This is a genomic window from Pontibacter chitinilyticus (assembly GCF_039748935.1).
Lineage (GTDB): Bacteria > Bacteroidota > Bacteroidia > Cytophagales > Hymenobacteraceae > Pontibacter > Pontibacter chitinilyticus.
The window spans coordinates 80,440-97,327 of sequence record NZ_JBDIZJ010000003.1; the positions used below are offsets into that span (position 1 = coordinate 80,440).

15 protein-coding genes are annotated in these 16,888 nt (G+C 51.4%); 8 read left to right on the plus strand and 7 right to left on the minus strand.

Annotated elements, in window-relative coordinates; translation table 11 throughout:
* Nucleotides 1-33 precede the first annotated feature (33 nt).
* Nucleotides 34-513 (minus strand): gliding motility lipoprotein GldH, encoded by a 480-nt coding sequence (locus tag ABDW72_RS06775; RefSeq protein ID WP_347157735.1) that lies wholly within the window; start codon nt 511-513, stop codon nt 34-36.
* Complete coding sequence (locus ABDW72_RS06780; RefSeq protein ID WP_347157736.1) at nt 506-1,891, minus strand: PSP1 domain-containing protein; 1,386 nt, start codon at nt 1,889-1,891, stop codon at nt 506-508. The genes ABDW72_RS06775 and ABDW72_RS06780 overlap by 8 nt, the downstream gene beginning before the upstream one ends.
* A 348-nt stretch (nt 1,892-2,239) precedes the next feature.
* Between ABDW72_RS06780 and ABDW72_RS06785 the strand changes: the two genes are divergently transcribed.
* From ABDW72_RS06785 to ABDW72_RS06795, 3 genes are all read left to right on the plus strand, one after another.
* Nucleotides 2,240-3,661, plus strand: coding sequence for a lipopolysaccharide biosynthesis protein (locus ABDW72_RS06785; protein WP_347157737.1), 1,422 nt, complete (start codon nt 2,240-2,242; stop codon nt 3,659-3,661).
* A 185-nt stretch (nt 3,662-3,846) separates the two neighbouring features.
* Nucleotides 3,847-4,713, plus strand: a complete 867-nt coding sequence (locus tag ABDW72_RS06790; protein WP_347157738.1) for a GNAT family N-acetyltransferase — start codon at nt 3,847-3,849, stop codon at nt 4,711-4,713.
* 61 nt (nt 4,714-4,774) lie between these two features.
* Nucleotides 4,775-5,104 carry a DMT family transporter gene (locus ABDW72_RS06795; RefSeq protein WP_430438144.1) on the plus strand — a complete coding sequence of 110 codons (330 nt, stop codon included), beginning with the start codon at nt 4,775-4,777 and terminating at the stop codon, nt 5,102-5,104.
* 3 nt (nt 5,105-5,107) lie between these two features.
* On the opposite strand, the gene ABDW72_RS06800 is transcribed toward ABDW72_RS06795, so the two are convergent.
* From ABDW72_RS06800 to rsfS, 5 genes are all read right to left on the minus strand, one after another.
* Nucleotides 5,108-5,929: a hypothetical protein gene (locus tag ABDW72_RS06800; RefSeq protein WP_347157739.1), complete on the minus strand. Its 822-nt coding sequence runs from the start codon at nt 5,927-5,929 to the stop codon at nt 5,108-5,110.
* A complete protein-coding gene (locus ABDW72_RS06805; protein ID WP_347157740.1) occupies nt 5,919-6,689 on the minus strand; it encodes a UDP-2,3-diacylglucosamine diphosphatase in 771 nt (256 codons plus the stop codon). Before ABDW72_RS06805 ends, ABDW72_RS06800 begins: the two co-directional genes overlap by 11 nt.
* Nucleotides 6,673-7,323 (minus strand): LutC/YkgG family protein, encoded by a 651-nt coding sequence (locus tag ABDW72_RS06810; RefSeq protein ID WP_347157741.1) that lies wholly within the window; start codon nt 7,321-7,323, stop codon nt 6,673-6,675. Before ABDW72_RS06810 ends, ABDW72_RS06805 begins: the two co-directional genes overlap by 17 nt.
* A 14-nt stretch (nt 7,324-7,337) precedes the next feature.
* A complete protein-coding gene (gene ftsH, locus ABDW72_RS06815; RefSeq protein WP_347157742.1) occupies nt 7,338-9,467 on the minus strand; it encodes an ATP-dependent zinc metalloprotease FtsH in 2,130 nt (709 codons plus the stop codon).
* 69 nt (nt 9,468-9,536) lie between these two features.
* On the minus strand, nt 9,537-9,911 hold the full coding sequence (rsfS, locus tag ABDW72_RS06820) for a ribosome silencing factor (RefSeq protein ID WP_347157743.1): 375 nt from the start codon (nt 9,909-9,911) through the stop codon (nt 9,537-9,539).
* Between the two features lie 50 nt (nt 9,912-9,961).
* Here rsfS and ABDW72_RS06825 point away from each other — a divergent pair, with 50 nt between their 5' ends.
* The 5 genes from ABDW72_RS06825 to rlmB all read left to right on the plus strand — a co-directional run bounded on the left by ABDW72_RS06825 (nt 9,962) and on the right by rlmB (nt 16,874).
* A complete protein-coding gene (locus tag ABDW72_RS06825; protein ID WP_347157744.1) occupies nt 9,962-10,711 on the plus strand; it encodes a biotin--[acetyl-CoA-carboxylase] ligase in 750 nt (249 codons plus the stop codon).
* Between the two features lie 331 nt (nt 10,712-11,042).
* Entirely contained in the window at nt 11,043-11,672 is a 630-nt protein-coding gene (locus tag ABDW72_RS06830) for a T9SS type A sorting domain-containing protein (RefSeq protein ID WP_347157745.1), read from the plus strand.
* A 123-nt stretch (nt 11,673-11,795) separates the two neighbouring features.
* Complete coding sequence (locus ABDW72_RS06835; protein ID WP_347157746.1) at nt 11,796-14,750, plus strand: glycosyltransferase family 117 protein; 2,955 nt, start codon at nt 11,796-11,798, stop codon at nt 14,748-14,750.
* A gap of 97 nt (nt 14,751-14,847) precedes the next feature.
* Nucleotides 14,848-16,083: a GWxTD domain-containing protein gene (locus ABDW72_RS06840; RefSeq protein ID WP_347157747.1), complete on the plus strand. Its 1,236-nt coding sequence runs from the start codon at nt 14,848-14,850 to the stop codon at nt 16,081-16,083.
* Nucleotides 16,053-16,874, plus strand: a complete 822-nt coding sequence (gene rlmB / locus ABDW72_RS06845) for a 23S rRNA (guanosine(2251)-2'-O)-methyltransferase RlmB (protein WP_347157748.1) — start codon at nt 16,053-16,055, stop codon at nt 16,872-16,874. The genes ABDW72_RS06840 and rlmB overlap by 31 nt, the downstream gene beginning before the upstream one ends.
* Nucleotides 16,875-16,888 lie beyond the last annotated feature (14 nt).

A 16,888-nucleotide genomic window follows, 5' to 3' on the forward strand; every position in this document is an offset into this window, starting at 1 on the left:
AGGAGGCTTTATAGATTTTAGATAGCTTTAGTTTCAGGGGGCCACTACTTTGGCAACACGTACGCCTATTGCCTGCACATGGGGCAGCGGGTCGCGGCGCATGTATTGCGTGAGCCGAAGCTTATAGGTGCCTACTTTAGGGAAGGTCACGCCTTTAAGTACTAGCGTTTGCAAGTCATATACATCCGAAGAGCCTTTGCCGCTTGGCTTTCCGGTTTTTGGGTCCAGCAGCAGCAGCTCATGCAGGTCTGCTGACAGCACTGCGCCGTCGGGCCCTACCAGTTGGTGGCGCAAGTATAGGTTGTAAAACTCATACTGTAGGCTATAGCGCACATTAAAGTACACATTGTAGGCCTGCGTGGTATCGTTTATTTCGAAAGAGAACACCGGCGCATTATCTATGGCCCAGTTTCCTTCGGCAAAATCTACATTCTGTTCATACACCCTGTTGGGGTCACAGCCCGTGAGCAGCAGCACAAGGGCTGCTGCAAACAAAACCAGCTTTTTATGCATCGGTACGCGGTGGTTTATTCTGATCCGGTTTTCTGCCTCTGAAAGGTTTTCTGGAGCGCTTTTTCTGCGATTGGTCCTGTGCCTCCTGCTGTGGTGCAGCGCCAGCCTGCGGCGTAGGGGCCGGTACTTGCCGGTGCGGTGCAGCACCTTCTTTGCGCTCCCGGGGCGGCCGGTTGCCATCGCGTCGTTCTTTTATGTTTGCCTCACCCGGTTCACCTCCTTCGCGCGGCCCTTTGTTTCTGTTCTTAAAAGGCTTCTGCCGGCGGGGTTTCTGAGCACCATCGCCTGCGCTTGGCTCCTGGCGGTTTTCCTGCCTCGGGGCTGCTGCTGTCAATGGCCGTGCTTGCTGGTCCTGCGGGGTAGCGGCGGCTCCTTCCGGACGTTTCTTTTTCTTCTTTTTCTTCTTTTTGGCAGTATACTTGTCATCCAGGCGCTCCAGGTTACCTTCTACCTGTGCCACAAACTCGTTTTGCTTCGGCTCTTCAGGTGCCTCGGCCAGCAGCATTTCCACTACATTGCCCTTGGCGTTCTCCTCCTGTATCTCCTGCACGCGCGCTACCGGCACCGGGTACCAGTTATTGTCACCGCGGTAGCCGAACCACATCATTTTCTTAAAAATATCTGTTTTCTGAAGAATGGCATCCCCTTGACGTGTCTGCAGCGGCCGGCTTACGGTTGGGATATCCTTCAGGGCCATCATGTAGGTCTCCAATTCATAGTTGAGGCAGCATTTCAGGCGGCCGCACTGGCCGCTCAGCTTACTGGGGTTCAGCGACAGGTTCTGATAACGCGCGGCCGTGGTAGACACGCTCTTGAAATCGGTGAGCCAGGTAGAGCAGCACAGTTCGCGGCCGCAGGAGCCGATGCCGCCCAGGCGGCCGGCCTCGTGGCGCAGGCTGATCTGGCGCATCTCGATGCGCACTTTAAATTCTTCGGCCAGTTTCTTGATCAGATCCCGGAAGTCTACGCGGTCGTCGGCAGAATAGTAAAACGTAGCTTTCGACTTATCAGCCTGGTATTCTACATCCGACAGCTTCATCTTAAGGCCAAGCAGTTGAATGATTTCCCGGCCACGGTACATGGTGCCGCCCTCCAGGTCGCGGACTTCGTTCAGCTTTTCCATGTCACGCTCGGTCGCAATGCGGTAAATCGTGCGGATCTCCTCATTATTATCTACCTTCTTCTTGAGCATCTGCAGGCGCACCAACTCTCCCTTTAGCGACACAAACCCGATGTGGTGGCCATTGGGCACATCCACCACCACAGCATCGCCAGTAGTCAGGTCTATTCTGTTTATGTTGCGGAAGAAGTCTTTGCGTCCTCCCTTAAACCGTACTTCAACAATATCAAACTCCTCAAACGACGTTGGTAGCTCCATATCGCTGAGCCAGTCGAACACATTTAAACGGTTACAGCCTCCTGTGCTGCACCCGCCGTTGCTTTTGCAGCCGCTTACGCCGGTACTGCATCCGCCACTAGAACATGAATTACATCCCACTTTTATATCTCCTTATATTAGCTAAGCTAATTCTTGTTTTCTATTAAGTTAATTAACAAATATACTAATTTTTTAGGCTTTTGCTTTTCAAGCCTTTAATTGTACTGGTATGGCAACATGCAATATGCCGTTTTGGTGCTGTTACGGCTGAAAATGCTACCGAAGAAGTATCCATGAAATTGATTTACAGCATGCGGCAGGCTGAAAATTAAAGTATACTTTTGGTTGATGCTTCGGAAACTCCTCTCTCATGCGGCCATTTATGGCCTGGCGGCACAGGTGCCGCGGGTTGCCGGCATACTGGCACTCCCCCTGATAACCCGGTATGTTACGGCTGCTGATTATGGTGTGGCCGGGGTGGTAACGGCATACGTAGGCGCCCTAAGCATGCTGCAGTCGCTGGGGCTGTCAGTAGTAATGGTGCGGAGTTATGCCCGCTACCCCACGCGCTACAAGTATATCTGGCGGCAGTTGCAAGGCTTCCTTTTGCTGTGGGCGCTGGTATATGGGCTGCTGCTGGGTGCAGTGCTTTATGCCAGCGTCCCGGAATCAGCCGCCCAGCACCGCTGGGCCATCGTGCTGCTGCATGTAATACCGGCTGCTTTTTTCTCGAGCACCCAGATGCCCGCTTTTTTATACTACCAGATGCAGCAGCGGCCGCTGCCGGTAGCCTTGCGCACCTTTGCGGTAAGCCTTGTAACTGTGGGGGGCAATGTTTTTACGATCGTATACCTGCACATGGGCTATATGGGATGGTTTTGGGCCTCCTTTGCCGGGGCGTTGCTCGGTTTTTTGCTTTATGCCAAAGCCCTTTACTTAAACGAGCAGATGTGGCCTATTTTCCGGTTTAAATGGGAGCGTATCCGGCACTCGCTGCGGGTGTCACTGCCAGTTATTCCGCACCAGTTCTCCTTTTTCATGCTGGATAGTTCTGATAAACTGGTGATGGATGTGCTGCGGGTGCCAGTGCCACGTATCGGCTTTTACAACATTGCTTCCAGCTTTGGCTTATACTTCTCGGCCGCATCAGATGCGGTGGTGCAGGCTGCCTCTCCGTTTTATATGCAGTTCTATGCCGAGGCCCGCGCAAAAGCGGGAGCACTGCAGGCCCGCCAGATGACGTTTGCACTACAGCTGCTCTTTCTACTGGGTTCCTTCCTGGTTGGCCTATGGCTGCGGGAAATTTTCCTGCTGCTGATCAGCAACAGGGAGTTGCAACAGGCATACCCGCTGGCCATTATCATCCTGATGGGGTATAATTACCGCCCGATGTACCTGGCTGCTGTCAACCTGTTGGTATACCGCGAGCAAACAAAGGTGCTCTGGAAGATCTCCACTGTAGCGGGCGTCGGAAATATTGTGCTTAACTTGATTTTGGTGCCGATCTATGGCATACAGGCGGCGGCTTTTACTACTTTTGCCGCGCTCATGTACATGGGTTACGCCGCTTACCTGCTCAAAGAGTACCGGCGAGTGATGCAGGTGCGTTACTATCCTGTGGCCTGGCTGCTCCTGACCATCACGATGCTGCTGGCTGTGTACATGTTAGCTGATGCAGCGTTATTATATAAAGTATGGCTTACAATTGCAGCAAGTTTGCTGGCTGTTGGGGCCGGCTGCCTTTACCGGAAAAAACTTGGTTTAGGATAGAACAGCAAAAACGTTACACCCGGTTGCCTGTAAGTATAAACGTATGCTGGAATAGCTTGCTTGTAATCCAAAAGTATAACAGTAGCGCTCAGAAAGTATGGCAAAGCAGCAGTAGTTTAATGCTTGTACCGTATAGCTATCTTTATTCTACTAGCCGCATTTACCTTGACTACTTGATGTAAACTATGAAAGAAGTTACCTTCTCCTTCCTTTCCGAAAAGCAACTGCCGCAGTTGCACCAGACCTTTATAGCTGCTTTTGCTGATTATGTAGTGCCCATTCAGCTCAGTTGGGAACAGTTTCAGGCCAAAGTAACGCGGGAGGGCATCACGCCTTCGTTCTGTGTGGCAGCTTTCGCGGGCGAGCAGATGGTGGGGTTTATCCTTACCGGGCTGGGAGAGTGGCAGGGCAAGCCCACCGCCTATAATGCAGGTACTGGTGTTATACCTGCTTTCCGGGGGCAGCATATTACGCAGCAACTGTACCAATTCTTATTGCCCAAACTGCGCGAGAGTGGGGTGGAGCAATGCCTGTTGGAGGTGATCCAAGAGAATGCGCCGGCGCTGAAAAGTTACCAGCATACCGGTTTCCACATTACCCGTTCCCTCGACTGCTTCCGCGGGTTAAAGAATGAACTGCTGTTCCAGGTACCCCCACCTGAAGCCATCACGATAGTCGAAGCCGCTATACCCGACTGGCAGGCGTATGCTGCGCTGCAAGAGGTGCTACCAACCTGGCAAAATGCGCCACAAGCTATAAAACGAAGTATAGACACCACCCTCATACTGGAGGCACAGACAACTGGGCAGGAATTAGTGGGCTACGCCGTGCTTTACCCAAAGAACGGAGCTATTGCGCAACTAGCAGTAGCGGAAGCATACCGCCGGCTGGGCATCGGGACAGCTTTGCTGCGGGCGATGTCCAGCCGTACGGAGGCGCCCGCACTGCTGCTGATCAACGTAGACGCCGTAGCGCACGACACCATTTCTTTTCTGGAGCGCCGCCTTTTTCGCACTATACTTAAGCAGTATGAAATGCTGCTGCCGCTGTAATCCTGCTGCTGTTGCGGAGCTTATTGCGTACATTTGCACCACCATCAAACAAGTATAAACAATGAACATGGCATGGGTATACCTGGTTCTGGCTGGATTTTGTGAAATTGGCTGGGCATTCGGCCTGAAGTATAGCGAAGGCTTTACCAAACTGGGCGTAAGCGTCGTAACCGTAGTAGTGATGATCTTGAGCTTCGTGCTGCTGTCGCAGGCCATGAAGCACCTGCCGCTGGGTACTGCCTATGCTACCTGGACGGGCATTGGCGCTGCGGGCACTGCTATACTTGGTATTGTGTTTCTGAATGAGCCGCGAGACCTGCTGCGCATCCTATGCATTCTGCTAATCATTACCGGCGTGCTGGGCCTCAAGTTTCTGGCGAAAGCGGAATAACAGTTATGATAGCGTGTAAACCTCTACGGCAGCAGACGTGAACAGAAACAGGCTACTGCCGTTGACGATGGCAGAGATATAAGGCTTTTGTGTTGGCAAGGGGATGGTGCGTTCCTGCAATGTATAAAGATCGAAAAAGTGCAGCATGGCATCCTGAACAAAGTATAGCTCGTTCTTCCGGAAACCCATGTAGCGCACGCCCGTGAAAGGCAGCTTTGTTTTATAGTTGCCTAAGTTATCGAACACATATACCCCGCCATTAAAGTCCAGCAGGTACACCATGTTCTGATATTCGCGCAGTTGCCGCACATCAAATTGGTTCCTGTTCAGGATCAGGTTCAACGGCGTTTCAATCACCGACCCGGGCTGGCGCAGGTCCAGCTTACGTAAAGCAAAGTTTGTTTCATCAAAGAGCCAGAAGCCGTCGCCGGCTGCCAATGTAGCTGCTCTGGCAGTTCCCTGGTAATTTAGTTCGCTTAAATTGATACTGCTGATGGGACGCATAAACCTGTCGAGGAGAAGCAGTTGCTGGCGGTCTTGGTAAAAGAGCAGCAGTTTCATCGGGTTCCAGGCTTCTATACTATGGATGCGGCCCCTGGTGGGGGGAGAAAAGGTATCCAGCGGGCGACCAAGTGAGTCGAGGCGCAGCAGGTTTTGCCTGGCGTCGAGCAAGTATACGTTGCCGCTACGGTCCTGCGAAATAGCTGTAGCAGAGCTGCAGGGCAGGCTGTGGCTGAAAACCAGCTGCGGTGCCTGTGCAAACCCGGGCAGAGCAGCGCCAAGCACCAGCCAAAGTATTGCCGCTAAGTATGGTTTAAGGTTCAAAGGTTTCCAGTTTAAGCGTTTCACCATCATACACGCCATATGTGCAAAAATTTACCCATTCGCCCAAATTCACGTAGCGGCTGTTCTCGCCGATGGGTAAGTTGAGGGGTAGATGACGGTGGCCGAACACGTAAAAGTCATGGTGCTGCGTAGCCTCTACCTCTTTGCAATACTGCATCAGCCACTCATCCTCTCCTAAAAAAGCTTCATCTTTTTTTATGTTGCTGATGCGGCTGCTCCTGGACCACTTGTTGGCAATGCCTATGCCCAAGTTCGGGTGGATGCGGGCAAACAGCCACTGGCAGAGCTTGTTGTTAAACACTTTTTTCAGAAGCTTATACGTATGGTCGCCAGGACCCAGGCCGTCGCCGTGGCCGATATAGAACGTCTTGTCACCAAAGCTGGTGGAGATGGGTTCGCGCAGAATCGGTATGTTTAGTTCCTGGGGGAAGTAGTCGAACATCCACATGTCGTGATTCCCTGTGAAAAACAGCACCGGTATACCGGCGTCCGTTAGCTCGGCCAGTTTACCTTGCAGCCGGATAAATCCTTTGGGCACAGCGTGCTTGTACTCAAACCAGAAATCGAAGATATCGCCAACCAGGAAAACAGCTGCCGCATCCTGCTGCGCCATTTCAAGCCAGCGGACAATTTTCTGCTCGCGGGCTTTGCTGGTAGCGGCATCTGGCGCACCTAAATGAAAATCGGAGGCAAAGTATACTTTTTTACCCGGTTCTAGTTTGCTAATGCGGAAGGTCATCGATCAGGAAAAGGATTAGCTGCCGGGGGCCATGCGCACCCATTACCAATGTTTTCTCGATATCTGCCGTGCGGCTCGGGCCGCTGACCAGCGATACCATGGACGGGAAATTATCTTTATGCCTGTTGCGGACATACTTCAGGCCATCTTTTATATCCGGCACCAGTTGGCTTGCTTTGGCCACTACCAGGTGGTTTTCGGGGTAAACGCTGAGCCTGCGGCCGCCGGCATTGGCCGAGCTGACCAGGATGCTACCGGTGCGGGTAATCAGCGCCTCGCAGGTGGTCAGGCTGGCGTCTGCCTGTGCTTTGAAGGCTTCCTCATCTCCAGTAAAATCTATACCGGCATGATAGAGAATGTTCTGCAAATTAGGCTCCCACACAAACAAATGCTGCAGCTGCTGTTCTTTTTTGTAAACGTATAGCTGGTCGAAAAAATCCTCTTCGTTCTCGCAGTAAATGAACACGCCGCTGTTGAGGATAAAATTTTGCGCAAACTCCACCGACATATCTTCAGAAACGGGCGCATGCAGGGGAGAGGTGAAGTCAGGGGTAGGAGGCAGAAAAGGCGCCGACTTAGCCAGCGCCTCTCTTACTCTTCTTAATATTATTTCTTTCGTTTTTGCTTCGTACATGCCTGCTTATTCGGTCAAGCTGTTCTCGAGTTTACGTCCTGTGCGGCAGGAGCGCTTCCATTACCCAGCGGGGTGCCGGGTACGCTGCCTTCCTCCTGCTCTGGGTGCCGTGTCTGACCGTGTTCATCCGGCATCTCCAGCAATTGCGGGTCTACCTCGCTTTTGGTTTTGCTGCGGTCCGTTCCGGCTGTGTGGGCCTGGTACGTAGTAAGGGCATCAAACGGACGTGGTCCTACAAGTCGCTCCAGATCGTTCTGGAATAGGATCTCTTTTTGCAACAGCTCCTGCGATACAATTTCTAATTCCCGCGACTTAGATACCAGCAACTGCTTGGTACGCTGGTAAGCGGCATCAATAATCTTGCGAACCTCTTCGTCAATGGTTTCGGCCGTTGCCTCAGAGTATGGCTTGTTAAAGGAGTAATCAGAACTTTGTTTCGAATCGTAGAACGACACATTGCCGATCTTGTCATTCATGCCATACATGGTTACAATGCTGTAGGCCATTTTGGTAATACGCTCTAGGTCACTCAAAGCGCCTGTCGATATCTTGCCAAATACCAGCTCTTCAGCGGCACGTCCTCCCAGCGCCATGCACATCTCATCAATCAGCTGCTCGGTGGTATACAGGAACTGCTCTTTTGGTAAATACTGGGCATATCCAAGCGCGGCTACACCACGCGGAACTATACTTACCTTTACCAACGGATCGGCATGCTCCAGGAACCAGCCAGCAATGGCGTGGCCTGCCTCGTGGTAAGCCACAATCTTTTTCTCCTCCGGCGAGATGATCTTGTTCTTTTTCTCCAAGCCGCCAATCACACGGTCAATGGCATCGTTGAAATCCTGCTGGTCTACCGCTTTCTTATTTCGGCGGGCAGCAATCAGAGCAGCCTCGTTACACACGTTCGCTATCTCGGCACCGGCAAAGCCTGGTGTTTGGGCAGCCAGTTTACGGGCATCTACGTCAGGAGACAGCGTCAGCGGCTTCAGGTGCACGTTAAAGATCTCGGTACGGCCATTAATATCCGGCTTGTCGATACTCACCTGGCGGTCGAAACGGCCCGGGCGCAGCAGTGCTGAATCGAGTGTATCAGGCCGGTTAGTGGCTGCAAGTATGATTACGCCTGAATCAGTTGCGAAACCATCCATTTCTACCAGCAGCGAGTTCAGTGTGTTCTCGCGCTCATCGTTCCCGCCCGGTGCCTGACCACGGCTGCGGTGGCGGCCAATTGCGTCAATCTCGTCAATAAAGATGATGCAAGGGGCTTTAGCTTTTGCCTGCTTGAACAGGTCGCGCACACGCGCAGCGCCTACCCCAACAAACATCTCTACAAAGTCAGAACCTGATAGCGAGAAGAACGGCACGTCTGCCTCGCCGGCAACGGCTTTGGCCAGCAACGTTTTACCTGTTCCCGGAGGGCCTACCAGCAGTGCTCCCTTTGGTATCTTACCGCCGAGAATGGTGAACTTGCCAGGGTTCTTCAAAAACTCCACGATCTCCTGCACTTCTTCTTTCGCTTCCTCCAGGCCGGCCACGTCTTTAAACGTGATCTTTACTTTATTCTCCGCATCGAAAAGCGCTGCTTTGGATTTGCCGATGTTGAAGATCTGGCCGCCTGCGCCTCCCGCTGTAACGCGGCGCATCAGGAACCAAAAACCAAACAGCAACAGGATCAGGAAGCCCCACTGGAAGAAGAAATCGGCAAAGCCGGTACGGGTGGTCACATCATATGGCACCCGCTGGTCGCGCGCCACATCGGCCTGCAACTTATCTAAGTCCTGCTTAAAGATTTCGGCTGAGATGATCTGGAACTGGTATTGCGGCCCCTGGTCTACGGCAAAACCGCCGTGGTCCTGTAACTCAGCTTTATACTTGTCGTTACTCAGCGCCTCCTTCTTCAGGTACACTTCCACCAGTTTGTCGTTCACGATGGTCAATTTCTTGACATCGCCGCTCAGCAGCATCTCTTCAAACTCCTTTTGCGTGGTTTCTACCGAAGAGTTGCTTTTATTGAGCCAGGTTAATCCGAAGATGATCAGGATCAGCACAGCCAGCATCCACAACTGCATGGTTGGGCGCGGTGGCGTGTTGGGTATGATCGGCTTCTTCTTCTTATTTCCTTTATTATTATTTTCTGCCATGAATGTTTAGTTACAAATAAATGAGAAACACAGGGCTACATCAAATGTTCAGGCGCAGCCGTAAATGTTTTAGACAGACGTGACATGCTCTATTTTGGCATCACCCCAAAGCTCCTCTAGGGCATAGAATTCACGTTTGTCTTTTAAAAAGATGTGTGCTACTACATCCACATAGTCGAGCAGCACCCATTCGTTGTTGGTGCGGCCTTCGCTCTGCCAGGGGTTCTGGCGCACCTTTTTAAATACTTCTTCCTCCACGGAAGTAGCAATGGCATCGAGTTGTGTATCAGAACTGGCAGATGCTATGACGAAGTAATCGGATACAGCGTTTTTAAGTGACTTAAGGTTAATAACGACGATATCGGAGGCTTTCTTCTCCTGCATGCCTTTCACTACAAGTTCTGCCAATATGTCTGAGTTAGCCTCAACCTTGGGTTCTTTCATTTGTGCTACTTAAATTTGATGTACAAAGGTATTAAATTCTGTTTTAATGTATGTTGCCTAATACGCTGTTTATGGGCCAGCAGCTATATTTTCTGCCGGTATGTGAATCCACGAACACTGAAGCACAACAGCTTCTTAGCAAAAATGAAGCCACAGAGGGCTGTCTGGTGCTTACGGCCCAACAAACTAAGGGCCGCGGACAGCGGGGCAACACTTGGGAGGCTGCACCGGGTAAAAACATCACCTTGTCGGTTGTGCTCGCGCCTGCCTTTCTGGCTGTCAGGCAGCAGTTCTTCCTCAACATGGCGGTATCGCTGGCCGTGCTCGACCTGGTGCGCGGCCTTGGGTTAACGCAGGCGCAGATCAAGTGGCCGAATGATTTATACTTTGAAGATAAGAAAATTGGCGGGATTCTGATAGAAAATACTATAAACAGTTACACTTTACAACACAGTATAGTGGGGATTGGTTTAAATGTAAATCAATTACAATTTCAGTTTCCAACGGCCACATCGCTGGCCGCTAGCCTGGGCTATGAGCTGGAGGTGGAGGTGCTGGTGGTCCGCCTGATGGAACTGCTGGAGAAGCGCTACCTGGAGCTGCGCACCGGCAAAACAGCAAAGCTGAAGTATGAGTACCTGCAGGCGCTATACCGCTATCAGCAAACACATCCTTTTCTAATAGATGGCCAGCAGATGCTGGGCCAGATTGTGGGAGTAGGTGAAGACGGCCGGCTGGCCCTGGAACTGGACCACCAACTGCGCTACTTTGCTTTCAAGGAAATTACTTACGTGATCTGATAAACACCTCTGCAAGAGCGACCTTCGTGCAGGACTTTGCGGCAGGTATTGTTTAAAACAGCTGGCAAGCCCGGTGGCTGCAGGTAAATGCTTTAAGGAATTAATATTAAAGAGCGCTAAAACTATGCTTTCTGGCCGCCTTGGCCCAATTGTTGATAATATAAATCGATGCTGCAAGTATAGCAGTGACAGGGGCAGTTTGTAGTTAAAAAAGAGCTGTATGTCGCTGTTGTTGCAATATTTCAAAAATTATATTTATACTTATAAGATTTTAAACTATCTTTGGTTGCTGTAGTCAAAGCATAGTAATCTCTAAAAGGAGGCGCTTTATATGAAGATTTTTACTAAAAAGATATTTTTAGCTGTTACGTTACTGGGGGCTTACCTGCTGGGCTTTATTGGAGAGGCCCACAGCAAAACGCTTACCCAGTGCACGGTAGCTGCTGGCGAGGGGCAAACCTATAAAGGTGGCGACGGGACAGTATGGGTACTTAATCCAGAGCAGCATTCTAAGCTGATGCTTTCTGCACAAAACGCACAACCGCACCTGTTTATGAAAGTAGAGGAGCGGGGCAACTCCAGGATTTATGCCGCAGCTGTTAGCCAGGTGTTTCGTTCAGTAGAGCTGAAAGCGGATAAGAGCATGTATACGGCTGTAAGCTTGCTTGCGCTGGCGCCGGGCCGTAACGACCTGATCAAGCAGGTGCCTTCAATTAACGCGTATCCTAATCCGTCGCGCGGTGTGACATTGTTCTCGCTGAACCAGACGGCCAATGATACTTACAAGATCAGAATATCCAACACCATCGGCCGGGTGGTGACAAGTGCTGAAGTGGCGCCGGTGAATGCAACTACAGTTGTGCAACTGGACATGAGCAGTCTGCCGTCCGGAGTATACTTCTATAGCCTGCTGGTAAATGACAAGACCGTGGAAACCAAACGACTTATACTTCAGAAATAATGTTTTTCTGAAGCTACTCTTAACAGAAGCCGGCCCCGAGGCCGGCTTTTTTATTTTTAACTTTTAAAATTAATCTGAGGCTTAACATTATTTAGTATTTTCGGGGCTGAATCAAACATTGCTATGACGGATTATCGGAAGATAAATAACATCGTTGGCTGGGTCGTTTTTCTGATCGCTGCTACAGTTTACATATTAACGCTGGAACCTACTGCCAGCTTCTGGGATTGCGGAGAGTTTATTGCCAGTTCGTATAAATTGCTGGTGCCGCACCCGCCGGGCGCTCCGCTCTTCCTCCTGATCGGCCGCATCTTCTCTCTTTTTGCCAGCGACGTAACCCAGGTGGCCTGGTGGGTGAACCTGCTCTCAGGCCTTTGCAGTGCTTTTACCGTGCTGTTCCTGTTCTGGACCATTACAATCTTGGCCAAACGCCTGCTGATCAAAGAAGGAGAATTACCTACAACGGGGAATATCATCCTGGTCATGGGCTGCGGAGTAGTAGGGGCGCTGGCCTATACTTTTTCCGATTCTGCCTGGTTCTCTGCCGTAGAAGCCGAAGTATACGCTATGTCGTCTTTCTTTACAGCCATCGTTTTCTGGGCGATGCTTAAGTGGGAGGCAAAGGCAGGCGAGGCGTATTCTGACAAGTGGCTTATACTTATAGCTTACCTGGTAGGTCTCTCCATCGGCGTGCACCTGCTCAACCTGGTAGCCATTCCTGCCCTGGCTTTCATCTACTACTTCCGTCTTTACAAACCTACTTTCTGGGGCGGCGTGGTAGCATTCCTGATCAGCGCCGTGGTACTGCTCACCATCCTGTGGGGCATTATTCCGGGCCTGCCTTCACTGGCTGGCGATGTGGAAGTGTTCTTCGTGAATTCGCTCGGTCTTCCGTTTGGTACTGGCGTAATTGTGTTTGTAGTATTCGTGATTGCCGCCATTGCGTTTGGCATTCGCTACTCTATCCAGCACCAGAACCGTGTTCTGAATACGGCCCTCCTTTGCCTGGTATTTGTGCTGATCGGCTACTCTTCTTATATGATGATCCCGATCCGCTCCAGCTACAATCCCACCATCGACGAGAACGACCCGGATGATATCCTGAGTGTGGTGGCTTACCTGAAGCGCGAGCAGTATGGCGACCGCCCTTTGATCTATGGCCCGCAGTATAATGCGCAGCCGGTGGATCAGGAAGAGGGAGCGCCGCGCTACGTACGGGGCAAAGACAAGTATATCGTGGCTGGCCATAAAATGGAGTCGATATATGAAAGTAAAGACAAAGTGCTGCTTCCCCGCATTTACAGCGACGTGCCCCAGCATGTAGACGAGTATAAAAAGTGGGTGGACCTGCGGGAGGGGGAGACGCCAACCTTCGGCCAAAACCTGAGCTTTATGTTCCGGTACCAGTTGGGCCACATGTACTGGCGCTACTTTTTATGGAACTTTGCAGGCCGCGAGAGCGATGTGCAGAACGCCGGTGTACTATGGTTTGGTAAAGGCGGGCCTAATATTCCGGAGCGGGTGCTGTATAGCAAAGCCCGCAACTGCTTTTACCTCCTGCCGCTGCTGGTAGGTATACTTGGTTTGATTTATCAGCTCCGCAAAAAGGAACGCGATGCCTTTATCATTGGCTTGCTGTTCTTCTTTACCGGTATTGCCATTGCTTTATACTTAAATCAGCCGCCGGTAGAGCCGCGGGAGCGCGATTATACGTTTGCCGGTTCCTTCTATGCGTTTAGTATTTGGATCGGCCTGGGTGTGCTGGGCGTGGCCGAACTGATAGAAAAGGTGCTTGCCAATAAAGTGGCGCGTGCTTCGCTGGCAACAGTAGCCTGCCTGTCGGTGCCTATCGTGATGGGTGCCCAGGGCTGGGACGACCACGACCGCTCCGACCGTTACCAGTCTGTAGATTCGGCTAAAAACCTGTTGGATTCTGTAGCGCCAAATGGCATCCTCTTTACAAACGGCGATAACGATACGTTCCCGCTGTGGTATGTGCAGGAGGTGGAAGGTTACCGTACAGATGTGCGCGTAGCCGTACTGAGCTACCTGAACACCGACTGGTACATTGACCAGATGAAGCGCCCCTCTTACAAGTCGGACCCATGGCCGCTGACGCTGGAGAACGAGAACTACCGCCAAGGCACCAATGATTACCTGCCTTATGTAGAGCGTCCGCAAGTAAAAGCCGGCATTGATCTGAAGCAGTTTATCCAACTGGTGAAAGAAAATCACCCGGCCCTGCAGGTGCAGTATGGCGCCGGCACTACGCTGTTGACGATGCCTACGCACAATTTCTTCCTGAATGTGGATCAGAACAAGGTACGGCAGATGGGCTTTATACCCGCTGAAAAGCAGGACGAGATCACAGACCGCATGCAATGGACCATCAACAAATCGTTGCTGGAAAAGAAACACCTGATTATGCTGGACCTGCTGAGCACCAATAACTGGAAGCGTCCGATCTATTTCTCCACTACGGTAAACAGTGCTGACTTTATCGGCTTGTCAAACTACTTCCAGCTCGATGGCTTGGCTTACCGCATTGTGCCGGTAAAAACCACTGCAGAAGATTCCCAAGGCTATGTAAACAAAGATCTCATGTATGATAACATGATGAAAAAGTTCAGCTTCCGGAACTTCAACAACCCTGATATTTTTTACGACGAGAACTACCTGCGCTTCTCAGCCAATGCCCGCGACAAGTTTGCCGAGCTGGCTAAAGCGTACCTGAAAGACGGAAACGTAGCCAAAGCCAAAGAAGTGGTAGACTATTGCTTTAAGGTGATGCCGGGGAATGCTGTACCGTACGACTACTACACGCCGCAGTTCATCCCGATTATGAACCAGATTGGTGAGCAGGAAAAAGCCCATGCGTTGCTGAATGAAATGGCAAAAGATGCGCAGCAAAGCTTGGACTATTATTTTGCAAAAGGATCGCTGTTTGATACCGAAATACAAACCAATATGGTGATCCTGCAGCAACTCATTAGTATGGCGCAGGATATTGGCGAGCAGGACAAGGCACAGCAGTTACAGCAGGAATTTATGCAATACCTGCAGCGCATGCGCCGCTAAACAAAAACGCTTGTAACACAGTAATAAAAAGCCGGGTTGCTATTTGCTTCCCGGCTTTTTATATTGAGGCCACCTTACTGATGCTACCCCGCAAAAGATGAAGCACCTTGTAATCATATTCCTGTTTTCGCTGCTGTTGCTGATGGGGTGTGGCAGCCCCTATCCCTCTGCCCGGCTGCAACCGGTGGTAGCGCGGCCGGTAGTACCCGAAATCAAAATGCAGCAACGCTACTATAGCCGCAACGACAGTTTATACTTGCTGCTGCGCTTTGAAGATGTGCGGCAGGTGATGGATCCAAGGCAAGCAGTAAAGCTGATCAACGCCCGCGTGCGTGCCGGCGCATCGGAGCGGGATGCTTTGCTGCAGACCGATTCAGTGGATGTGGCCCACAGTGGTCGTGCCGATGGCGAAGGCCTGGTGGTGCGCCTGGCAGTTCCTGCCCAACTGGTGCAGGCGCCCAATGTATTGCACCTGCAGTTGTGGGTGGCTTTAGCAGCTGGAGAGCGGATGGGAACACGCTTTAAACTGCCTTTGCAGGCGAATATGCTGGAGAAGCATTTTCTGCTGACACGCGCAGCAACAGGTATGCCGCTGTTTCAGGATTATGCCGCCACAACTACCCCGCTGCTGCTGCAAAGCTTCGGCGACACGTTGAACAAGGTAGAGATACAGCGCTTCGATGCCGATTTTACACCTGCCTTGCCTCCTATGTCGGTTCGGCAGGAGGCAGTGCCGCGTGCGCTAACAGCTCTTGAAAAATTGTCTGTTGCAACGGGCGATACATTCCGGATGATGACACCCGGTTTATACTTGTTTGCGCCAGCCAGCAAGTATGAGCGGGGAGTGCTGGTGCAGCCTGGAGACTTTCCGCAGATAACCATGGCCAAAGAGCTGCTGCCACCCCTCATTTACCTGACAACCTCAGCTGAGCGACAGGCCCTGGAGCGGGAAGCAGATACAAAAGCAGCCGTAGACAGATTCTGGCTGAAAGTAGGTGGCGACAAGAACACTGCCCGTGACCTGATCCGCACCTACTATAGCCGTGTGGAGATGGCTAACAAGCTCTATACTTCGCATAAAGCAGGCTGGGCCACCGACCGCGGCATGATCTACATCATTTATGGCCAGCCCAGCGACATCAGCCATACTGGCAATACCGAAACCTGGATCTATCGCCAGTCAGAGACCTCGCCTTATGTGAAGTTCGTTTTTACCAAAAAAGAGAATACCTTTACTGCAAATCATTATGAGCTGGTACGGCGACCTGAATATGAGGAGAGTTGGTACAGCACCGTCGCAAAATGGAGAGCAGGAATAACAGACAATATGTAGGCGGCAGCCGCTACAGTGGCGCACAATCGCCTAAAGAAGATAAAATAGAAATGATTTTCGGCTCCAGACCCATTCTGGAAGCCATGCTGGCCGGGAAAACCCTGGAGAAGATCTTTCTGCAGCGGGGTACCCGCAACAGCACTACGGACGAGATCAGTACGCTGGCCAAGAAGCTGGACGTGCCCGTAGCCACAGTGCCGGTAGAAAAGCTCAATAACTTAACACGAAAGAATCACCAGGGCGCCGTAGCCTTTATCTCGGCCATCTCATATGCGCCCCTGGACGAGATTGTAACCTCTCTTTTTGAAAAGGGCAAAGTACCGCTGTTGCTTATCCTTGACCGGATTACGGATGTACGTAACTTCGGCTCCATTGCCCGAAATGCCGAATGTATGGGTGTAGATGCCATTGTTATTCCGAGTCGCGGCGGCGCCCAGATCAATGCCGATGCAATTAAAACTTCGGCTGGCGCTTTGCACCTGGTGCCGGTGTGCCGGGAAGCGAATCTGAAAAATACCCTCGATTACCTGAAAGACTATGGCGTGCAGCTGGTTGCCTGCACTGAGAAAACGGAGGATCAACTGACGGAAGCTGCTGTAGATATGACTGGCCCTACTGCTATCCTCATGGGAAGCGAGGAAGATGGTATTTCACCGGAGTACCTCAAACGTGCCGATGCCCGCCTCCGCATTCCACTCATGGGCCAGATCAGCTCCCTGAATGTGTCGGTAGCAACAGGCATTATACTTTATGAAGCCATGCGCCAGCGTTTGAATGAAGCAAAAGCATAATTTAGGGCAGCAGC